The organism is Tepidisphaeraceae bacterium (assembly GCA_035998445.1).
GTDB lineage: Bacteria > Planctomycetota > Phycisphaerae > Tepidisphaerales > Tepidisphaeraceae > DASYHQ01.
Window position 1 is genome coordinate 24,869 of sequence record DASYHQ010000056.1, and the last position, 15,134, is coordinate 40,002.

Genomic DNA, 15,134 nt, shown 5'->3' on the forward strand with positions numbered 1-15,134 from the left:
GTCCAACTTCCCCAACCTTGTGCGGACATTCGCCCGCCCCCCATCCAACTTCCCCCCACCCCCGCGGATATCCGCCCGCCCCCCGTCCAACCGCCCAACATCTCCGCGCACATCCGCGGACCTCTCCACCAGTCCGCCGCGCGGCCCGTCCATCCCGCCTCGATCGCCAGCCGTTCTGCTCCCGAGACGCCCCACCCTGTCGGCCCGCCGATCCAACCGCAATTCCCTCCGATCCCCTCTCCCGCGTCCCCGCGCGGGAGGGCCAGGGATGCGGCCCCACCGCACGCCCCCACGCGTCTCCACAATTGTCGCCCCTCCCGCCCCCCGCTACAGTCGCGACACCCAACGCGCGACAGCGGCGACTACATCGGGTTCTGGGACTTGAAATCCGACCCGACGTACCACGAGCGAATGGCTGATAAACAAGCTATCTACGCGAAGCATGGGTTGAGGTTGATCGAGTTGGTATACGGGGAGATCGAACGGCTGGAGGATGTGCCGCCGTGGATATTGTTGAGGTATGGTATTGAGAGTGCGTGACAACGTGCGTAGCTGGGCGCGAGCATGAACCACTTCGACTGGAAGACATTCCTACAGCAATGGAGCACGTACATGCTCGCCTCGTCGTGGGCGGACGAGCTGACTGCGGACGTGCGCTTCTCCAACTGGCTAGGGGTCGCAGGAGCGACGGAGCAGGAGTTGGCCGAGATCGAAGGCCGGCTGAAGATACCCCTTCCACCCTCCTACCGATCGTTCCTGCAAACGTCGGACGGCTGGCGCCGAACGTCCCATGCCATTCAGCGAATGCGCCCGGCGCAGGAGCTGCATTGGTTTCGTAAGGAGAACAAGGATTGGATCGCCGCGTACACCGCGCCGTCAGTCTATGGTGAGGCCGAGCCGACCCCCGATGCAGAATACTTTTCGTACGAGACCCCGCAGGACTTCCGCCCGAAACACCTGCGGGAAACGCTTCAGATCAGCGACGTCGGTGATGCAGCCGTCTACCTGCTGAACCCGCAGGTGATCGACAAGGATGGCGAATGGGAAGCGTGGTTCTTCGCGAACTGGCTGCCGGGCGTACATCGCTATCGCTCGTTCCTCGAGATGATGCAGGCCGAGTACCACGGTTTCGCTGGCATCGAATGGAAACAACCCGTTGGCATTCTCGATGGGATGCCGGACGAGTTCGTCGGTTCGCCCGGCGCGCCCAAGCGAAAGAAGAAGCTGCGCCGCGCGACACGCGAGCCGAAGGTATTGGGCAAGCGGCTGTCGGAATGGACCACCGAAGAGTTGGTGCAGATGCTGGCGATCGACGAGCCGCACGTTCAAGAAGACGCTGCCGAAGCGCTGGGTAAGCTGGGTGACCCGACGGCGGTGGGACCGCTTTTGACCTTGGCCAAAGGGGACACGAGCAACGCGAGCATCCACGCGCTTCACGCAGCGGTGAAGCTGGCCCCCGACGAAACGCGGGACGTCCTGCTTGATGCGATTCGGCAGCGTTCCTTTTTCACGCTCTTCTCCGCGGCCACCCTTTGCGCCGAGCTACGAGAGAACCGTGCGCTGCCTCTCTTGATCGATATCCTCCGTGATCCGGATTCCCGCGCAACGCATCAGACGGAAATAGCAGGCCAACTGATTGCAGAGTTCGGAGAAGATGGGATGCGCGCGCTCTCTGAACTACTGGCTGACGACGCGCCATACGTGCGTCGCCGTGCCGCGGGTGGCCTGCGTTACACCAACAACGCGAACGCAAGGACGCACCTGAGCGGCGTGCTGCAGGATCCCGATCCTCAGGTACGCGAGATAGCCGAGACAGGGTTGAAGGTGCTCCCGCCGCTACGTGGCGGGCGCTAAGGACATGCCTTGGTTTACCCCATCTCCTCCGGCAGCGGCCCCGCCCTCGCCAATCGATACGCCGCGACCCCCTTCTGCCGCACGAATTCCGGCGTGAGGTTCACGCCCGCCGAGAAGCGGACGATCGGGAAGCTGGCGTGGCCGGGTGCCACGGTACGGTGCTCCGTGCCGTGTCTTGCCCCGCCCGCGGAAGGCACGGCTTGGAGTACCAAACCGTGGCACCCAGAAAGGCGTCGCGGGCACGGGGTCGGGTGCCACGGTACGGTACTCCGTGCCGTGTCTTGCCCCCCCGCGGAAGGCACGGCTTGGAGTACCAAACCGTGGCACCCGGAAAGGCGTCCCGGGCGGTGAGCTACTGAAGTTCGGTCAGAACAGCGAACGGTCGCCGCGTGGTACGAGGTCGAACGCGATCGGGGGATGCCCCGGCTCGTCCTGATCTGCGTAGGCCCGGGCGCTCGACCACACCCATGAGACCGAATCGGTCGTCAACCCACGCCGGATCGGGTTGCGGTGGACGTAGGCGATCTTCTCGATCAACTCGACGCCGAGGACATTCCGATCGTACCCGCCGCCCGGCTGCCAGAAGTGGGCGCGGCGGCCGTCAGGCGCCTGGAGCTTCGAAAGGATCGGCGCGTTCAGCGCTCGCCAGCGGGCGAACACCTCGGCCGCCAGGGGGCGTTTCAACGCCTGAAGGAACGGCGTCAACGGCTGGCCGCTTGGTTGGCAGACGATCAGGTGGAGGTGGTCCGGCATCACCACCCACGCGATGAGCCGAACCTCGTGCCGCAGCGTGGCGGCACCGAGGTGGGCGACGAGGCGGTCTTTGATGCGGCCATTACTGAACAGGGGCAAGCGGCGGTAACACGAGAAGGTGAGGAACCGGGCCGTGCCTGGGACGTCGCGGCGGCGCATCGTCTTTCGCGGTGGCAGGTCCATGAAGTCCTGAGCATCATACCGGAGGCTGGAAATATCAAACCACGACGGGGTGCCACGGTACGGTACGCCGTGCCGTGTCTTGCCCCCCCGCGGAAGGCACGGCTTGGCGTACCAAACCGTGGCACCCGGAAAGGCGTCGCGGGCAGGGGGCCGGGTGCCACGGTACGGTACGCCGTGCCGTGTCTTTTCCGTCGATCAGAGCACGGCTTGGAGTACCAAACCGTGGCACCCGGCGCAGTTCACCTTCTTCACGATCGCCCGCATCAGCACGTTGGCGACGATTTTCTCGGTCTCGGTCCAGAAGCGGTCGACCCAGCCTGCCCGGGCGATGGCCGATAAACGGCGGCGGTAAGATCGACTGGCGAACAATGGCGAACGGGCGGCGCGGTGGCCGATAGTTGCGGGTATGGGCACGCGATCAAACAAGCGGGACCGCAAGGGGCACGTCGATCCGTTTCACGCACGGCGGACGCGCTTTCGCGCGGCGCTGGGGGCGGTCGGGCTGTGGGACGCGTTCGCGGCCATGCCGTGGTTGGCGCAAGAGCAGTTGATGAAGATGAAGTTCGCCGACCCGGTGGTGGAGTTCGACGCGAGCGTGCCGGCCGACGACGCGACGGCGATGCGGCCGGCCATGGAAGCCAGGCTGCGCGCGGCGGCGGTCGCCAACCCGTACCTCCGCAAGGCGATCGACCGCGATCGGCGGGAGCTTTATGCGGCTTGAGGCGGCCAAGCTGCTCGAGGACATCCGCGTGGCCGCGTCCGACGCGTCGGCGTACCGACGCCATGGGCAAGTTGCCCATGCCACCGTCGAAGCGGTCACCGCCTTGTTCCCAAACACCCTCTGAGGGTTTCCGCACGGCACGGTGGGTGACGTGGGTGGGTGACACGGGTGGGTACGCCGACCTGTGTCGTAAGGCTAGCGGACAAAACCTCGGCGGGATGCGTCGCGCCTGTCATCCCGATGGGAGCCTTGGCGACCTGAGGGATCTCCCACGGCCCGCACCCTCAGTCGGTCGAGATCCCTCAGGTCGCCTTAGGCTCCCTTCGGGATGACACGGGTGCACCGTCGCGCAACGGGGTTTTGTCCGCTAGCCTTTAGCATTCCCCGCTCGCCTCGCCGGTTGGAGTACCCGCCTGTGCCGCCCGATCCGGTTGGATTTACGCGGTGGGCACCTCACCGGTGGGAACGACGACGGCGCCCGGTTGCCGGCGGCGCAGCAGCGCGAGGCTGGACAGGGCGGCGAGGGCGAGCGCGGCGGGTTCGGGGACGGGCGCGGCGGCGAAGTGGGCGGTGAAGACGGCGTCGGCCTTGAAGTCGCGCGGGCTGTCGGACCAGGCGGTGGTCGTGAGCGCGGCGAGGTCGCTGCCGTTGATGGCGAAGACGTGCCGCCCGCCCTCGTAGGTGTTGCCGGCGGTGGCGGCCATGGCGCCGTAGTCCTCGATGCCGTCCAGCACGGCCGACGAGCTGAGGAACGCGACGTACTCGTTCACCGGCGTTAGCGCCAGCGCCCCGACGCTGGCGACGTAGGTGGCCGGCGCGCCGGAGTGGGTGACCTCGAGGGTGCCGCTTTCGTACAGCACGCTGCCGCTGGCCTTCTCGCCGTCCCACGCCATCAGGTAAAAGCGGAAGTAGCTGCGCCCGGGCCGAGGGGCGGCCGGGTCGAGGCGGAGGTCGAACGAGAAGTCGGTCAGCACGCTGTCGGCGGGCGCGATGAACGTCTGGCCCATCGTCTGGACGTCCCCCTCGCCCCAGTACCCGAAGTAATCGAACGGCGCTGCGGCGATCGGCCCCGTATCGATGGTCGTGGCCGCCCCCGCGCGTTGCTGCGCCACAACGCCACCCAACACCGCCGCTGCGACGAGGGTCGTCCGTAAGAACTGCTGCTTCATCTGAGTCTCCCGGAGAGAAATGCACCCGCCGAAACCGGCTGCCTCCCCACGTGTGGGCAGCCGCCGTGAGAATAACAAGGGCGCGACGGAGACTCCAAGGAATATCTGAGAGGAGATGGATTATCGCTCGTGGTGATTCGTTGAACGCGCGAGCCCGGATGCATCGGCACCGCGCGGCAGCGCGACCCCGGCCGCCGTCGGGCGGGATGGAGATTCCGCCATGAGGCTCGAGGGTCGACGCGACGGCGAGACGGGATCGGAATGCCGCCGGGAGTGGGACCGGGGCGGCATCGGCAGGATTGCGATCCGGGCGGCGCGACGCGGCGGCGCGACGCGGTGCGGTGGAATCCTCATCCCGCCCTACGGAACCATTACGGGCATCGAAACGCCCGCATCAGCACGTTCGCAGCGATTTTCTCGGTCTCGGTGCAGCGCGAGCGCGGGGGACGGCGGCCTTTGGGCACGTCGCGCGATGGACCCCCGTCCTGCCAAACGGGGCGTTCAACCGGCGGCCGACGGTTGACCCGGCCTGCCCGGGCGGTGGCCGATAAACGGCGGCAGGCAGATCGACTGGTGAACAATGGTGAACGGGCGAGGCGGTGGCCGATAGTTGCGTGTATGGGCGCGCGATCAAACAAGCGGGACAGGAAGGGACACGTCGACCCGTTTTACGACCGGCGGGTGCGCTTTCGCGCGGCGCTGGGGGCGGTCGGGTTGTGGGACGCGTTCGCGGCCATGCCGCGGCTGGCGCAAGAGCAGTTGATGCAGCGGAAGTTCGCCGACCCGGTCGTCGAGTTCGACGCGAGCGTGCCTGAGGAGGACGCGACCGCGATTCGGCCGGCCATCGAAGCCAGGCTGCGCGAGGCGGCGGTCGACGCGACGGCGGGATCGCTGAAGGTGCGCGACTATTACGCGATCCTCACCCTATGTCGACTGTTGGCGGAGCAACCGCTGAATCCCAGGACGCCGGACGAGGTGCGGCGCTTCTTCGCGCAAGCCCTGCCGGTGCTGCAGGAGGTCGAACGCACGCAGCACCTGCCAATCGCCCGCGCGATGTTCGAAGCGGTTCACGCCCCGGTCGTCGGCCGCAGCCGATTGGACGGGCGGCTGTTCACGGCGCCGCTGGAGTTCAGGACGACGCCCGCCGGCAAACGGCAGGTTCGCATCGTCGTGCGCGCGACGGACCCCCAGATGCGCTACGTGACGCTGGACGGCGAGCGCCGGCCAATGTATCGCGTGACGACGGCGAGCCCGCACGACCACTTGCAGTGGCTCTCGTGGACGGCCGAGCAGTTCGGCAAATCGCCCGGCGCGCCCGAACGCCCGGTGTACGTGCAGTCGCACGCGCTGCGCGCCCTGCAGCAGCGCGCCAACCTGCCGGCCATCGCGCCTTACCTGCACGCGTGGTTGTGCCACGCGATGGAGGAAGCGAAGGTGATCGATCGCATCGGCGACGACCTGCTCGTGGAACTGCGCGTGGACAAGTACCGCTTCGGCTACTTCGTCGTCTCCGTGCTGCCCGACCTGATCGCGGTGCGCACGTTCCTGTTCCTGACGATGGAGGGCACGCCCGAAGCCCGCAACCTGCGGCGCGAACTGAACCTGTCGCGCCGCGATGTGGACTGGCTCGGGCTGGACAACCTGAACGCGTTCACGCAGACCGACCTGCGCAACGATCAGGAACTGCGCCGGATGCTAAAGCGGTGCGGCTGCGGGCACTTGTTCAAAATGGATGAGGAACACTTCTCGCCCGAACCCAAACCGTTCGCCACGGAAATGCGAAAGTACCTGCGATTGGCGGCGTAAGGGGGTGGCGGAGCGCCCGACCACGCTCGCCGCTTGCATCGGTCGTTCCGCCGGATTGACGCCCGCGTCACGTCATTTATGATGACGCGCACGGCGATTCAGGGCGCCGCCTGTCCGCGGGAAGGACCGAGTCCACCTGGCTGCACAATCTAACGACGGTTCGCGCGAACCTTCTTTCAGCCCACGCATGCGGATAACGGGCAGCACTTGAAAGGAGATCGCCATGGCCGCTCGTCATTTTCCCGTTCGTCCGAATCTGGATCAGCTGAAACATCAGGCGAAGGACCTGCTGCGCGACGCGCTCGCCGGTGAACCGGCCGCGACGGCGGATTTTACGGCGTTTCACCCGCGGAGCATCAAGGCAAGCGAGGCGAAGCTGGCGGATGCGCAGCTCGTGTTGGCGCGGGCGTACGGCATCGCATCGTGGCCGCGGCTGGTGCTGGCGTGCCAGATGACCGCTGCGATTCAGCGCGATGATGCGGACGCCGTTCGCGCGTTGATCGTGAGCAATCCCGAGTTGCTGCACGAGGACGCGCGCGGCACGCCGGGCAACTGGGGCCCGCCGATGTCGTACGCGGCCAACCTGGGGCGCGATCGCATCGTGCAGATGCTGGCCGACATGAACGCGACCGACCTGCAGCACGCCTTCGACCGCGCGTGTCTTCAGGGCAAGATTCAGACCGCCCGCTGGCTGTTGAACCGCGGGGCCAGAATAGAGCGCGGCATCGCGATGGGACCATGCGAGACGCAGAACGCAGCGGGACTGAAGCTGCTGATCGAACTGGGCGCGGAGATCTGCGATGGGGATGGCGACCGGTTGGCGCCGGTTGCGTTGCTGCTGCAAACGTACAGCCGCAACCCCGCCGGCAAGCACGAGTGCCTGGAACTGCTGGCCCGCAATGGCTTCGAGCTTCCCGACACGCCGGTGATGGCGCTGCATCGCGGGCGGATTGATCTGCTGGAAGCCCATCTGCAGCGCGATTCGCAGTTGCCGCATCGGCGGTTCGGGTATCGCGACGTGTACCCGCTGGAGCTCGGCTGTCACGCGGACACGTCACTTGGCCTGCACGGCACGCCGTTGGACGGCACCACGCTGCTGCACATGTGCGTGGACTTCGACGAGATGGAGATCGCCCAATGGCTGATCGCCAATGGTGCCGACGTGAACGCGGCCGCCTCCGAAGACGCCGACGGCTTCGGCGGTCACACGCCGTTGTTTAACGCGACCGTCTGCCAGTCCTACCGCGTCGGCCGCAGGAAGGACGACGCATTCGCGGCGCTGCTGCTGTCGCACGGCGCGGCCCCCAACGTTCGCGCGTCGCTCCGCAAGCGGCTGCGCTTCGTGAAGGACGAATCGACTCACACGTTCCGAGACGTCACCCCGCTGGCCTACGGCCAACAGTTCCACGACCAGGACTGGGTGAACAAGGCGGCGATGAAGACGATCGCGGAACGAGGGGGAGGGGTCTGAGGTTCATCTGAAAGAGCGAGGCGCCCGCTCCGACCGTGGCATGGGCGTCCCGCCCATGCTCGTCATGAGGCTGACGACAGAATTAGTTGCAGCGGCATGGTCGGCGCAGCAACCCGCAAATGAAATCGCTCGTTCCAATCGACACGCATGGGCGAGACGCCCATGCCACGGTCAGAGCGGGCGCGACACCGCCGTCCCACACCTTCACTTCACAACAGCCGACGTCAGCGCCTGCGGCTTGGCGGTGATCTCGCCGATGGGCTTGCCGTTCTCGTAGACGGTGACCGATTGCTCGGCGGCGTGCGGGTTCCAGACGACGGCGGTGCGGGTGTTGGTCTCTTTGTTTAGGAAGACCATGGACGTGGGAGACGACGTGTGGCAGGCCCAATCGACCAAGCCTAGGCCGCGCATGGAGTGGGCCATGTAGTACATGATGGCCATCTCCTTGGCGTCGCGGGCGATCTTGTCGCCGGGCTCGTTCCAGAGGTCGTCCAGTTGCGCCGCGGCCCAGGCGGGGTCGTACATCAGCACGTAGCCGAGCATGACGCTGCCGAGCGCGGGGCCGAACGACTTGATCGTGGTCTCCTTGTCCTGCTTGCGCACGTCGGCGTGCATGTGGTCGTACATCTGCCGCGCGAAGGCGGGATCGCGCACGAGGTACGACAGCGCGGGCGACGCGGGGATCCACTGGATGGCATAGACCCACGAGGCGTCGCCGGTGAAGTAGGTGCCGAAGACCTTCCCGCCGCCCCAGACCATGCCGGTGGCCTTGTGCGGCCACTCGGGCGGGAAGACGTCGCCGTGCGGGTCGAACCAGTATTCCATGAGAGCGCGCGACTCGGTGGCGTAGCCCATCGCGCCGGCGGCGAGCATGTCCTTGTCGCCCAGGGCTTGGCCGAGCATGATGAGGCCGGCGAAACTTTGGGCATCTTCCGATGACGATTCCTGGTTGTTTCCCCCCGGCGAACTCGTGCCGCCCGCCCAGCCGTGGCCGGCCCAGAGGTCGAAGTTGCGCATGAAGGGAAAGCGCGTGTCGGCGCGGTCCCAGTTGGCGTATTCCTTGGCCACCAGCGTGGCCATGGGGCCGTAGTCCTTGGCGAACTGCGGGTCGTGCGCCGCCAGCAGCGCGGCGGCCTGCGTGAAGTAGCCGTAGTGGAAGTGGTGGTCGTTGAACTCTTCCGATCCGTAGCTGAAGTTCTTGCCGACCAGCCCGCGCCACTTGGGATACCACATGAAGTAATGTGCCGTCTCGCCGGGCTCGTAGGTGAACCAATCGACCATGGCGGCGCGCAGGTTGGCGATGAACTTCTGCTGAAGATCCGCGTCGCCGATCTGCTGCGACATGAGGATGTCCTGCCCCATGCGCAGGATGTCCTTGCCGCCCCAGTAAGTGTCCTCGCCGTACTTCGGGTTGGCGGCCAGCGTGTCGAGGTACCACTTCATGCGGGCGGGGTCGTACGGGTTCGCCTCGTCGCGCACCTGCGGCGCCGGCAGGTTGGGGACGATGCCGTTGAACGGATAATCGATCGTAAACGTGCTGCCGATGCCGCACTTCAGCGGCCCGCGTGGGCTGAGGTACGTGAAGGCGGGCGACAACTTCAGGTCGTTGGTCGTGTTGCGCCAGTGGTGCGGCAGCCAGCCTTGAATGACCTGCGTGTTCGTGCCCTTCAGCGCTTCGGCCTCAATCGTCCACGTCGTCTTCACCGTGGCCTTCTCAGGGCTGTACTCCCACGAGACGGCCGTCTTGCGTGGAATGGCGAAGGCGTGCTGCGCGACGACCGCGATGTCCTCCGCCGCCAGCAGCGGGCAGACGACAAGGTATGAGCCGTTGCCGCCGGCGAACTGAATTTGCGGGCCATCGGGCGTCAGCGTGAACGACGTGCCATCGGGCGCGAAGATGCCGAACCGTCTGCCGCCGATCTCGAAGCCGACGCAGTCGCCCTTGACGTTGCCGGTGATCGGCTTGCCGGTGCGGTCGAAGTACTTTGCCTGCCCGGCATTGCGCAGCGACAGCGTCGGTTGCAGCCCGGCGAACTCGAACCAGGCGCACGGCATGCCCTCGCCAAGCGTCACATCGATGTACTGCGACGCGTCGTCACCGGCCATTCGGAACGAGACGAGCCAGTCGCTCCAGTCCTTCGCCTTGGCGGCGGTGGGCTTGAAGTTCGCGGCGCTCACCAGCAGGGGAAACTCGCTGGCGGGATCATTGCCCGGCGGCTGCCAGCGCGTGGGGAAGAACAAATCGATCCCCTGATCGCTCGTGTCCACCTTCATCGGGTACGCCCACAGCGACCGCGCAAACGGCGTGACGAGCAGCTGCGTCCACCACTTGTTCGTCGGCAGCGCGCGGTCGCCCTGCTCGACGACGAACAGCTCCCGCCCTTCCATCTTTTTGGCGCCATCTAGCGCATCGGCCGGTGGCGCGACGGCGTACGAGCCGGCGCCCACTTGGACGGCCTCTTGCGCGTGAAGGTTGCTGGCGGTGGCGCTGATCAACATGACGAGGACAACAAGGCGGGATAGACGGGCCATGGACAACCGATACCTTTGTTCGAGCCAGACGAAGTTGGGTTTACCTGCAGCTACTTGTACGACAGCGTGGTGTTGACGTTGCTCTTCAAGAGGTCGCACTGGCCACCGACGCCGCCGACGCTCGCCTTCTTCAGCTTGCGCGATTCGGCGTGGCCGTCCACAAAGAGGAAGTTGGCGCTGTTGTTGGCCATGTGGCGCCAGCGGATTGAGCCCGCGGCGTCGTTGTTCCATATCGTGGCGGCCTCAACATTTGGGCCGGGATCGATCGACTGAGCATTGTTGGCGTTCGGACTGTCTTCCAGCAGCAGACTGGCGTTGGCTACTCCAATGCCATATCCATCGTATTGGTGGCCGTCGATGCACCAAGCAGTGGAAATCGACCGCCATTCGTTCTCGGCCACCTGTGCGCTATCCATGATCAGCACGATCTCAGCAGAACGCTTTACCCTCGTGATCTTCGAGGGCACGCGAACGCCGCCTGGTGGGCCTGCTACTGCGGGGTCAGGCGTCAAAGGCCCGGTTGGCATGAGTCGCGGGTGAGCTGCGTAATGCACCGTCATACCGATGGAGGCAGGTACGTCGATCGTGTCTTTGTCGATGAACAGTTTCCGCGTCCCCGCGTCCCTTTCCTGATCAATGTACCGGTTGCCCTTGCCGTTCAGGGTATTCAACAACAGCACGGTCCAGTCGGTGCTCAGATCGCCGGGATTAGTTGCTTCGTAGTAGTAGCTCCAGGGCAGCGAGCCCTTGTTGGCGTTCGTGTACATCGCCATGGCCAGGCCCATCTGCTTCATGTTCGACAGGCACGCCACGTTGTTGGCCGCCCGGCGGGCGCGGTTCAGCGAGGGCAACAGGATGCTGATCAGCACGGCGATGATCCCGATCACCACCAACAGCTCGACCAGCGTAAATCCGCGATTGCGCTTGTCCATGTCCAACCTCGCTGCGTAAGAGATGAAAAGGCGGCGGCCACGACCTCCCACAGTCGATGTGCCGCCGCCTACTTCCTCGGTCGTCTCGGTTTCGTTTACTCGAACCGAATGTCATCCAGGTAGAACGTGACCGGCTTGCCCTGCCCGGCCAGCGTCCAGACGAATCCCGTCTTGATCGTCGACAGGTCCTTGCCGGTCAGATCGATCTCGTATTCCTTCCAATCCTTGGTCAGCGTGACCGGCGCGATGCCCGACTCGCTCGAGTCGTTGAAGGGCTTGTCCTTGAGGATGCCGAGCTTGAACTCGACCTTCTCGCCGCCCTCTTCGCCGCGCGCCCAGAAGCTCAGGCGCTTGGCGCCGGTCAGGTTGAATCCGCCGGGCAGGTCGCCCCAGTCGTTGGCGGGGCTCTGCCAGACGACGCCACCGAAGTTGTCGGAAGCGCGGTACGTGAACTTCATGCTCGTCGTGCCGCTGTGCGGATTGTTCGTGTTGCGCTCCTCCATGGCGATCGCGTCGGTGTTGCCCATCCAGCCCGAGGGGATGTAAGGCACCGTCGGCTGGCTGTCGGCATAAACCACCAGCGGCAGGTTGGCCTTGGCCGCGGCGGGCTTGGCAGCGTCGCCGTTGACGTACAGCGACGTGTTGGCGACGGCGGCGCCGTTGTGGTCGTCGTGCACGACGGCGTACAGCCAGTAGGCGCCGCCGTCGGTGGGCATCTTCAGTTCCACCTCGCGCTCGCCGTTCTTCACGATCGCATCCGGGAACGACGGCGGCGAGACCTGCGCGTCGCCACCGGTCTGATACTCGCCGTAGTCTTTCGTTAGCCGCCACTCGATCTTCAGCGGGTCGCCTTCGGGGTCGGTCACGTCAACCTTCGCCTTGATCGTCTCGCCCGGTTCCACGCGGGCGGCCCCAACCACCTCCACCGGTTTGATCTGCGGACACCGGTTAGCGGGCTTGTTGCCGCCCCACAGTTCCGTCATCGTGTCGGTGGCTTCCAGCCGGCTGCCATCGGGCATGAACAGGCCAAACCAGGTGGCGCTGGCCTCCTGCTTGTTTCCCCAGGTGAAGGCGTACCCGCCGAGGCAGAGCTTGTCCTTCTCGGCCAGGATGGTCTTCTCGTAGGTGGCGCGGTACTGATCGGCCTTGGCGGTGCTGGTGAGCTCCTGCGGTGCGCCCCACTCGTTCTTGCCGACTTCCCACGTGCCCGCCGGGCCGTACTCGGTCATGATGAATGGCTTGGTACCGCCAGCGGCACGGTAGCGCTCGGCGATGGATGGGCCACCGCCGTACGAGTTGATGCCCATCACGTCCACGCTCGGGCAAAGCTTGTGGAACAGCGGCACCCGCTTGCCGCCGACTTCGGCGAACACCGACATCGTCGGGTGGTTCGGGTCGAGCTCCTTGATCATCTTGGCGATGTCCTCGACCGCCTCGTAAATTAGTTCGTTGTCCGCCTCGGCATACCCTTCCATCTCGTTGCCGATCGCCCACATCAGCACCGCCGGGTGATCCTTGTACTTCATCACCGCCTGACGGGCGCGCTCCTTCTGCTCGCGCACTTGCTTGACGCTGTTGTAGTCAAACCCGTGGCGCTCGTGCCCCAGCCAGATGCCGACGGTAACGGTGAGGCCGAGTTTCTGCGCCTCATCGAGCTTGGCGTCGATATCCTCGGCCCCCCACGTGCGGAACGAATTCCCGCCGCACTCTTTGAGGAAGGGTTTGGAGGCATCGCCACCCGCGCCTTCGATGAAGTAGGGTTGGCCTTCGCGGATGAGCTGGTAGTTGTCGCCGGACTTCTTCAGTTCCACCTTCGTGGCGGCGGCGTCGGCGGTACCACAGGCGGCTAGCGCGGCCAACCAAGCGGCGTGGGTCAGGATCGTTCGACTGATACGTTTGGACTGATTCATGTAGTGACTTCCAAAGGTGATTGTTTCAGATGCTGGAATAGAATCCGCTTCAGCGGATGAGACGGTTGTGCGGCCAAGCGCCGTTAACGCGTTTAGTAGTACGACGAGATGTTCCGCCACCGCAGCGAATCATTCGTGGCTGTCGTTGGCCGGGGGAAGCTGCTGGCGTGGCCATCGACGAAGAGGACGTTGGTGAAGCCAGCCTTAAGGCTCCCGTGGCGGTAGCGAAGTTTGTACGTCGTGGTGTTGTCGGAGTCGCTCCAGAACGGCAATCCAACGCCGTGGGCGCCACCCGAAGTGGGATCGGTGACTACCCGGTTGGCATTGGCTGGGTTATCGATGATGCCGCCATAGGTGTACTTGTCCGTGTACTCCAAGAACCCCGACGCCGTCAGGTCCGGCGGCGGCTGGCTGCTGTCCCCGATCGCGATCACCTCGGCCGACCGCTTGATCTGCGACACCTTGCGAAGGCGTTCGTTTGCCGGCGTTGGCGGGGTCAGCGACAGGTGAACCCCGCGGTTCGCGCCATAGCTGCGTGGGAACTGAACGCTGACACGAGGCGAGGCGCCACAAGTCCAGACCGTGCTGTTCTCCTGATTTGGGAGGTACTTCTTCAGGATGCCCTCCATTCGATCTGCCTGCTGGCCGGAAGGGTCATAGTTGCCCTTCGAGTCCACCCGGTAACCCGGCGCAAAGCAAGGGAACAGGTAGCCCTTGTTATCGCTCGAGTACAAAGCAGATGCTTGGCCGATCTGCCGCAGCTGGCTCAGACAACTGACCGTGACGGCCGCCGCGCGCGCCTTGTTGAGGGCCGGCAACAGCATCGAGATCAACAGCGCGATGATTCCGATCACCACGAGAAGTTCAACGAGCGTGAACGCGTAACGTTTGGTGCGTGACATGACGGCTCCGACTGCGAGAGGTGTACTGCTAAGACAAGGCCGGCGGCCCGCGGTTGGCGGGCCGCCGACGGAAGAGGGACGCTTAGTGAGCGGCACGCTTGCGACGCAGGGCGGCCAGGGCGCCAAGGCCCAAGACCGACAAAGCGGCGGGCTCGGGGACGGCGGCGACGCCGTCATCAAAGACCACGTTGTCGAAGTTGAAGGTCGACGTGAACGTCGAGTTGGCACCGACCACCGTGTACAACACCAGTTGCGCCGCCGTTACGGTATTACCGAAATCGGTGCCGGTCGGCACTGCGGCGGTGGTGAAGCTGACGGTTTGGTACTCGGCATTCTTCGAAAGAGTCAGGAAACCGCCTTCCTGTACGGCTCCACCGGCACCGTTCACGAACCGATATCGAAGCTGCGCAAGTCCTGACGTGAACGTGTCGACGGGAACTTGGATATCGAGACCGAACGTGTAGGTAGAGCCAGCGACCGCGGGAATGTTGAACTCGGACGAACGGATTTCGCGGATTGTGCCAGCGCCATCTCCGCCCGACAATTGCACGCTGAGCGCGGCAGTGGTCGATGGGTTTCCGCCCGTCGCTGTCCGTCCGATTGAACCCGTCCCTGGGCCACCGGCGGCCGTGACCGTGTAGCCAGCAGCGCTGGTCTGCCCGGTCGCCGTATTCAGCAACGGCGCTGAACCGTCAGCCGTCTCGAAGCCAGCATTTGCGGCATAGTTTGCCGCCGACACCGGTATGGCCATAGCGACAACCGAAAGCGACGCGAACAGAATCGTGCTGCGAACCATATGTTTCTCCTCCTGCGGACTTCGCGTGTCGATGACACGCACTTGATGTGGACCATGGTCACAACGGACCATCGTTGGACTGCCCGCCCTGCCGCTCTAACGGCC

Annotated in this window: 14 protein-coding genes; 5 read left to right on the forward strand and 9 right to left on the reverse strand. The window is 65.0% G+C overall.

Features of this window, described 5'->3' with window-relative positions; all coding sequences use genetic code 11:
- The first annotated feature begins 564 nt into the window (after positions 1 to 564).
- Positions 565 to 1,854 carry an SMI1/KNR4 family protein gene (locus VGN72_21505; protein ID HEV7301926.1) on the forward strand — a complete coding sequence of 430 codons (1,290 nt, stop codon included), beginning with the start codon at positions 565 to 567 and terminating at the stop codon, positions 1,852 to 1,854.
- Positions 1,855 to 1,868: 14 nt separating this feature from the next.
- On the opposite strand, the gene VGN72_21510 is transcribed toward VGN72_21505, so the two are convergent.
- From VGN72_21510 to VGN72_21520, 3 genes are all read right to left on the reverse strand, one after another.
- Positions 1,869 to 2,006 carry a hypothetical protein gene (locus tag VGN72_21510; protein HEV7301927.1) on the reverse strand — a complete coding sequence of 46 codons (138 nt, stop codon included), beginning with the start codon at positions 2,004 to 2,006 and terminating at the stop codon, positions 1,869 to 1,871.
- A gap of 214 nt (positions 2,007 to 2,220) precedes the next feature.
- Complete coding sequence (locus VGN72_21515; GenBank protein ID HEV7301928.1) at positions 2,221 to 2,790, reverse strand: transposase; 570 nt, start codon at positions 2,788 to 2,790, stop codon at positions 2,221 to 2,223.
- Positions 2,791 to 2,985: 195 nt separating this feature from the next.
- The gene (locus tag VGN72_21520) at positions 2,986 to 3,204 is read right to left on the reverse strand and encodes a hypothetical protein (GenBank protein HEV7301929.1); all 219 of its coding nucleotides are present in this window, start codon (positions 3,202 to 3,204) and stop codon (positions 2,986 to 2,988) included.
- On the opposite strand from VGN72_21520, the gene VGN72_21525 reads away from it, so the two are divergent.
- The gene (locus tag VGN72_21525) at positions 3,197 to 3,511 is read left to right on the forward strand and encodes a hypothetical protein (GenBank protein HEV7301930.1); all 315 of its coding nucleotides are present in this window, start codon (positions 3,197 to 3,199) and stop codon (positions 3,509 to 3,511) included. The genes VGN72_21520 and VGN72_21525 overlap by 8 nt on opposite strands.
- Positions 3,501 to 3,635: a hypothetical protein gene (locus VGN72_21530; GenBank protein HEV7301931.1), complete on the forward strand. Its 135-nt coding sequence runs from the start codon at positions 3,501 to 3,503 to the stop codon at positions 3,633 to 3,635. Before VGN72_21525 ends, VGN72_21530 begins: the two co-directional genes overlap by 11 nt.
- A 313-nt stretch (positions 3,636 to 3,948) precedes the next feature.
- Here the strand turns inward: VGN72_21530 and VGN72_21535 are convergent, their stop codons facing one another.
- Positions 3,949 to 4,680, reverse strand: a complete 732-nt coding sequence (locus tag VGN72_21535; GenBank protein ID HEV7301932.1) for a PEP-CTERM sorting domain-containing protein — start codon at positions 4,678 to 4,680, stop codon at positions 3,949 to 3,951.
- Between the two features lie 618 nt (positions 4,681 to 5,298).
- Here VGN72_21535 and VGN72_21540 point away from each other — a divergent pair.
- Complete coding sequence (locus VGN72_21540; GenBank protein ID HEV7301933.1) at positions 5,299 to 6,486, forward strand: hypothetical protein; 1,188 nt, start codon at positions 5,299 to 5,301, stop codon at positions 6,484 to 6,486.
- Positions 6,487 to 6,709: 223 nt separating this feature from the next.
- Complete coding sequence (locus VGN72_21545; GenBank protein ID HEV7301934.1) at positions 6,710 to 7,957, forward strand: hypothetical protein; 1,248 nt, start codon at positions 6,710 to 6,712, stop codon at positions 7,955 to 7,957.
- 204 nt (positions 7,958 to 8,161) lie between these two features.
- On the opposite strand, the gene VGN72_21550 is transcribed toward VGN72_21545, so the two are convergent.
- The 5 genes from VGN72_21550 to VGN72_21570 all read right to left on the reverse strand — a co-directional run bounded on the left by VGN72_21550 (position 8,162) and on the right by VGN72_21570 (position 15,071).
- The gene (locus VGN72_21550; protein ID HEV7301935.1) at positions 8,162 to 10,489 is read right to left on the reverse strand and encodes a glycosyl hydrolase; all 2,328 of its coding nucleotides are present in this window, start codon (positions 10,487 to 10,489) and stop codon (positions 8,162 to 8,164) included.
- Positions 10,490 to 10,539: 50 nt separating this feature from the next.
- On the reverse strand, positions 10,540 to 11,421 hold the full coding sequence (locus tag VGN72_21555) for a prepilin-type N-terminal cleavage/methylation domain-containing protein (GenBank protein HEV7301936.1): 882 nt from the start codon (positions 11,419 to 11,421) through the stop codon (positions 10,540 to 10,542).
- A 95-nt stretch (positions 11,422 to 11,516) separates the two neighbouring features.
- Positions 11,517 to 13,331 carry a glycoside hydrolase family 2 TIM barrel-domain containing protein gene (locus VGN72_21560; protein HEV7301937.1) on the reverse strand — a complete coding sequence of 605 codons (1,815 nt, stop codon included), beginning with the start codon at positions 13,329 to 13,331 and terminating at the stop codon, positions 11,517 to 11,519.
- Between the two features lie 92 nt (positions 13,332 to 13,423).
- Positions 13,424 to 14,233, reverse strand: coding sequence for a type II secretion system protein (locus VGN72_21565; GenBank protein HEV7301938.1), 810 nt, complete (start codon positions 14,231 to 14,233; stop codon positions 13,424 to 13,426).
- Between the two features lie 82 nt (positions 14,234 to 14,315).
- On the reverse strand, positions 14,316 to 15,071 hold the full coding sequence (locus tag VGN72_21570) for a PEP-CTERM sorting domain-containing protein (GenBank protein ID HEV7301939.1): 756 nt from the start codon (positions 15,069 to 15,071) through the stop codon (positions 14,316 to 14,318).
- Positions 15,072 to 15,134 lie beyond the last annotated feature (63 nt).

Bases quoted from the DNA above. Each gene is read 5' to 3' on its own strand.
- VGN72_21505 (HEV7301926.1), top strand. From the start codon at position 565: ATGAACCACTTCGACTGGAAGACATTCCTACAGCAATGGAGCACGTAC.
- VGN72_21515 (HEV7301928.1), bottom strand. From the start codon at position 2,790: ATGGACCTGCCACCGCGAAAGACGATGCGCCGCCGCGACGTCCCAGGC.
- VGN72_21525 (HEV7301930.1), top strand. From the start codon at position 3,197: ATGGGCACGCGATCAAACAAGCGGGACCGCAAGGGGCACGTCGATCCG.
- VGN72_21530 (HEV7301931.1), top strand. From the start codon at position 3,501: ATGCGGCTTGAGGCGGCCAAGCTGCTCGAGGACATCCGCGTGGCCGCG.
- VGN72_21535 (HEV7301932.1), bottom strand. From the start codon at position 4,680: ATGAAGCAGCAGTTCTTACGGACGACCCTCGTCGCAGCGGCGGTGTTG.
- VGN72_21540 (HEV7301933.1), top strand. From the start codon at position 5,299: ATGGGCGCGCGATCAAACAAGCGGGACAGGAAGGGACACGTCGACCCG.
- VGN72_21545 (HEV7301934.1), top strand. From the start codon at position 6,710: ATGGCCGCTCGTCATTTTCCCGTTCGTCCGAATCTGGATCAGCTGAAA.
- VGN72_21550 (HEV7301935.1), bottom strand. From the start codon at position 10,489: ATGGCCCGTCTATCCCGCCTTGTTGTCCTCGTCATGTTGATCAGCGCC.
- VGN72_21555 (HEV7301936.1), bottom strand. From the start codon at position 11,421: ATGGACAAGCGCAATCGCGGATTTACGCTGGTCGAGCTGTTGGTGGTG.
- VGN72_21560 (HEV7301937.1), bottom strand. From the start codon at position 13,331: ATGAATCAGTCCAAACGTATCAGTCGAACGATCCTGACCCACGCCGCT.
- VGN72_21565 (HEV7301938.1), bottom strand. From the start codon at position 14,233: ATGTCACGCACCAAACGTTACGCGTTCACGCTCGTTGAACTTCTCGTG.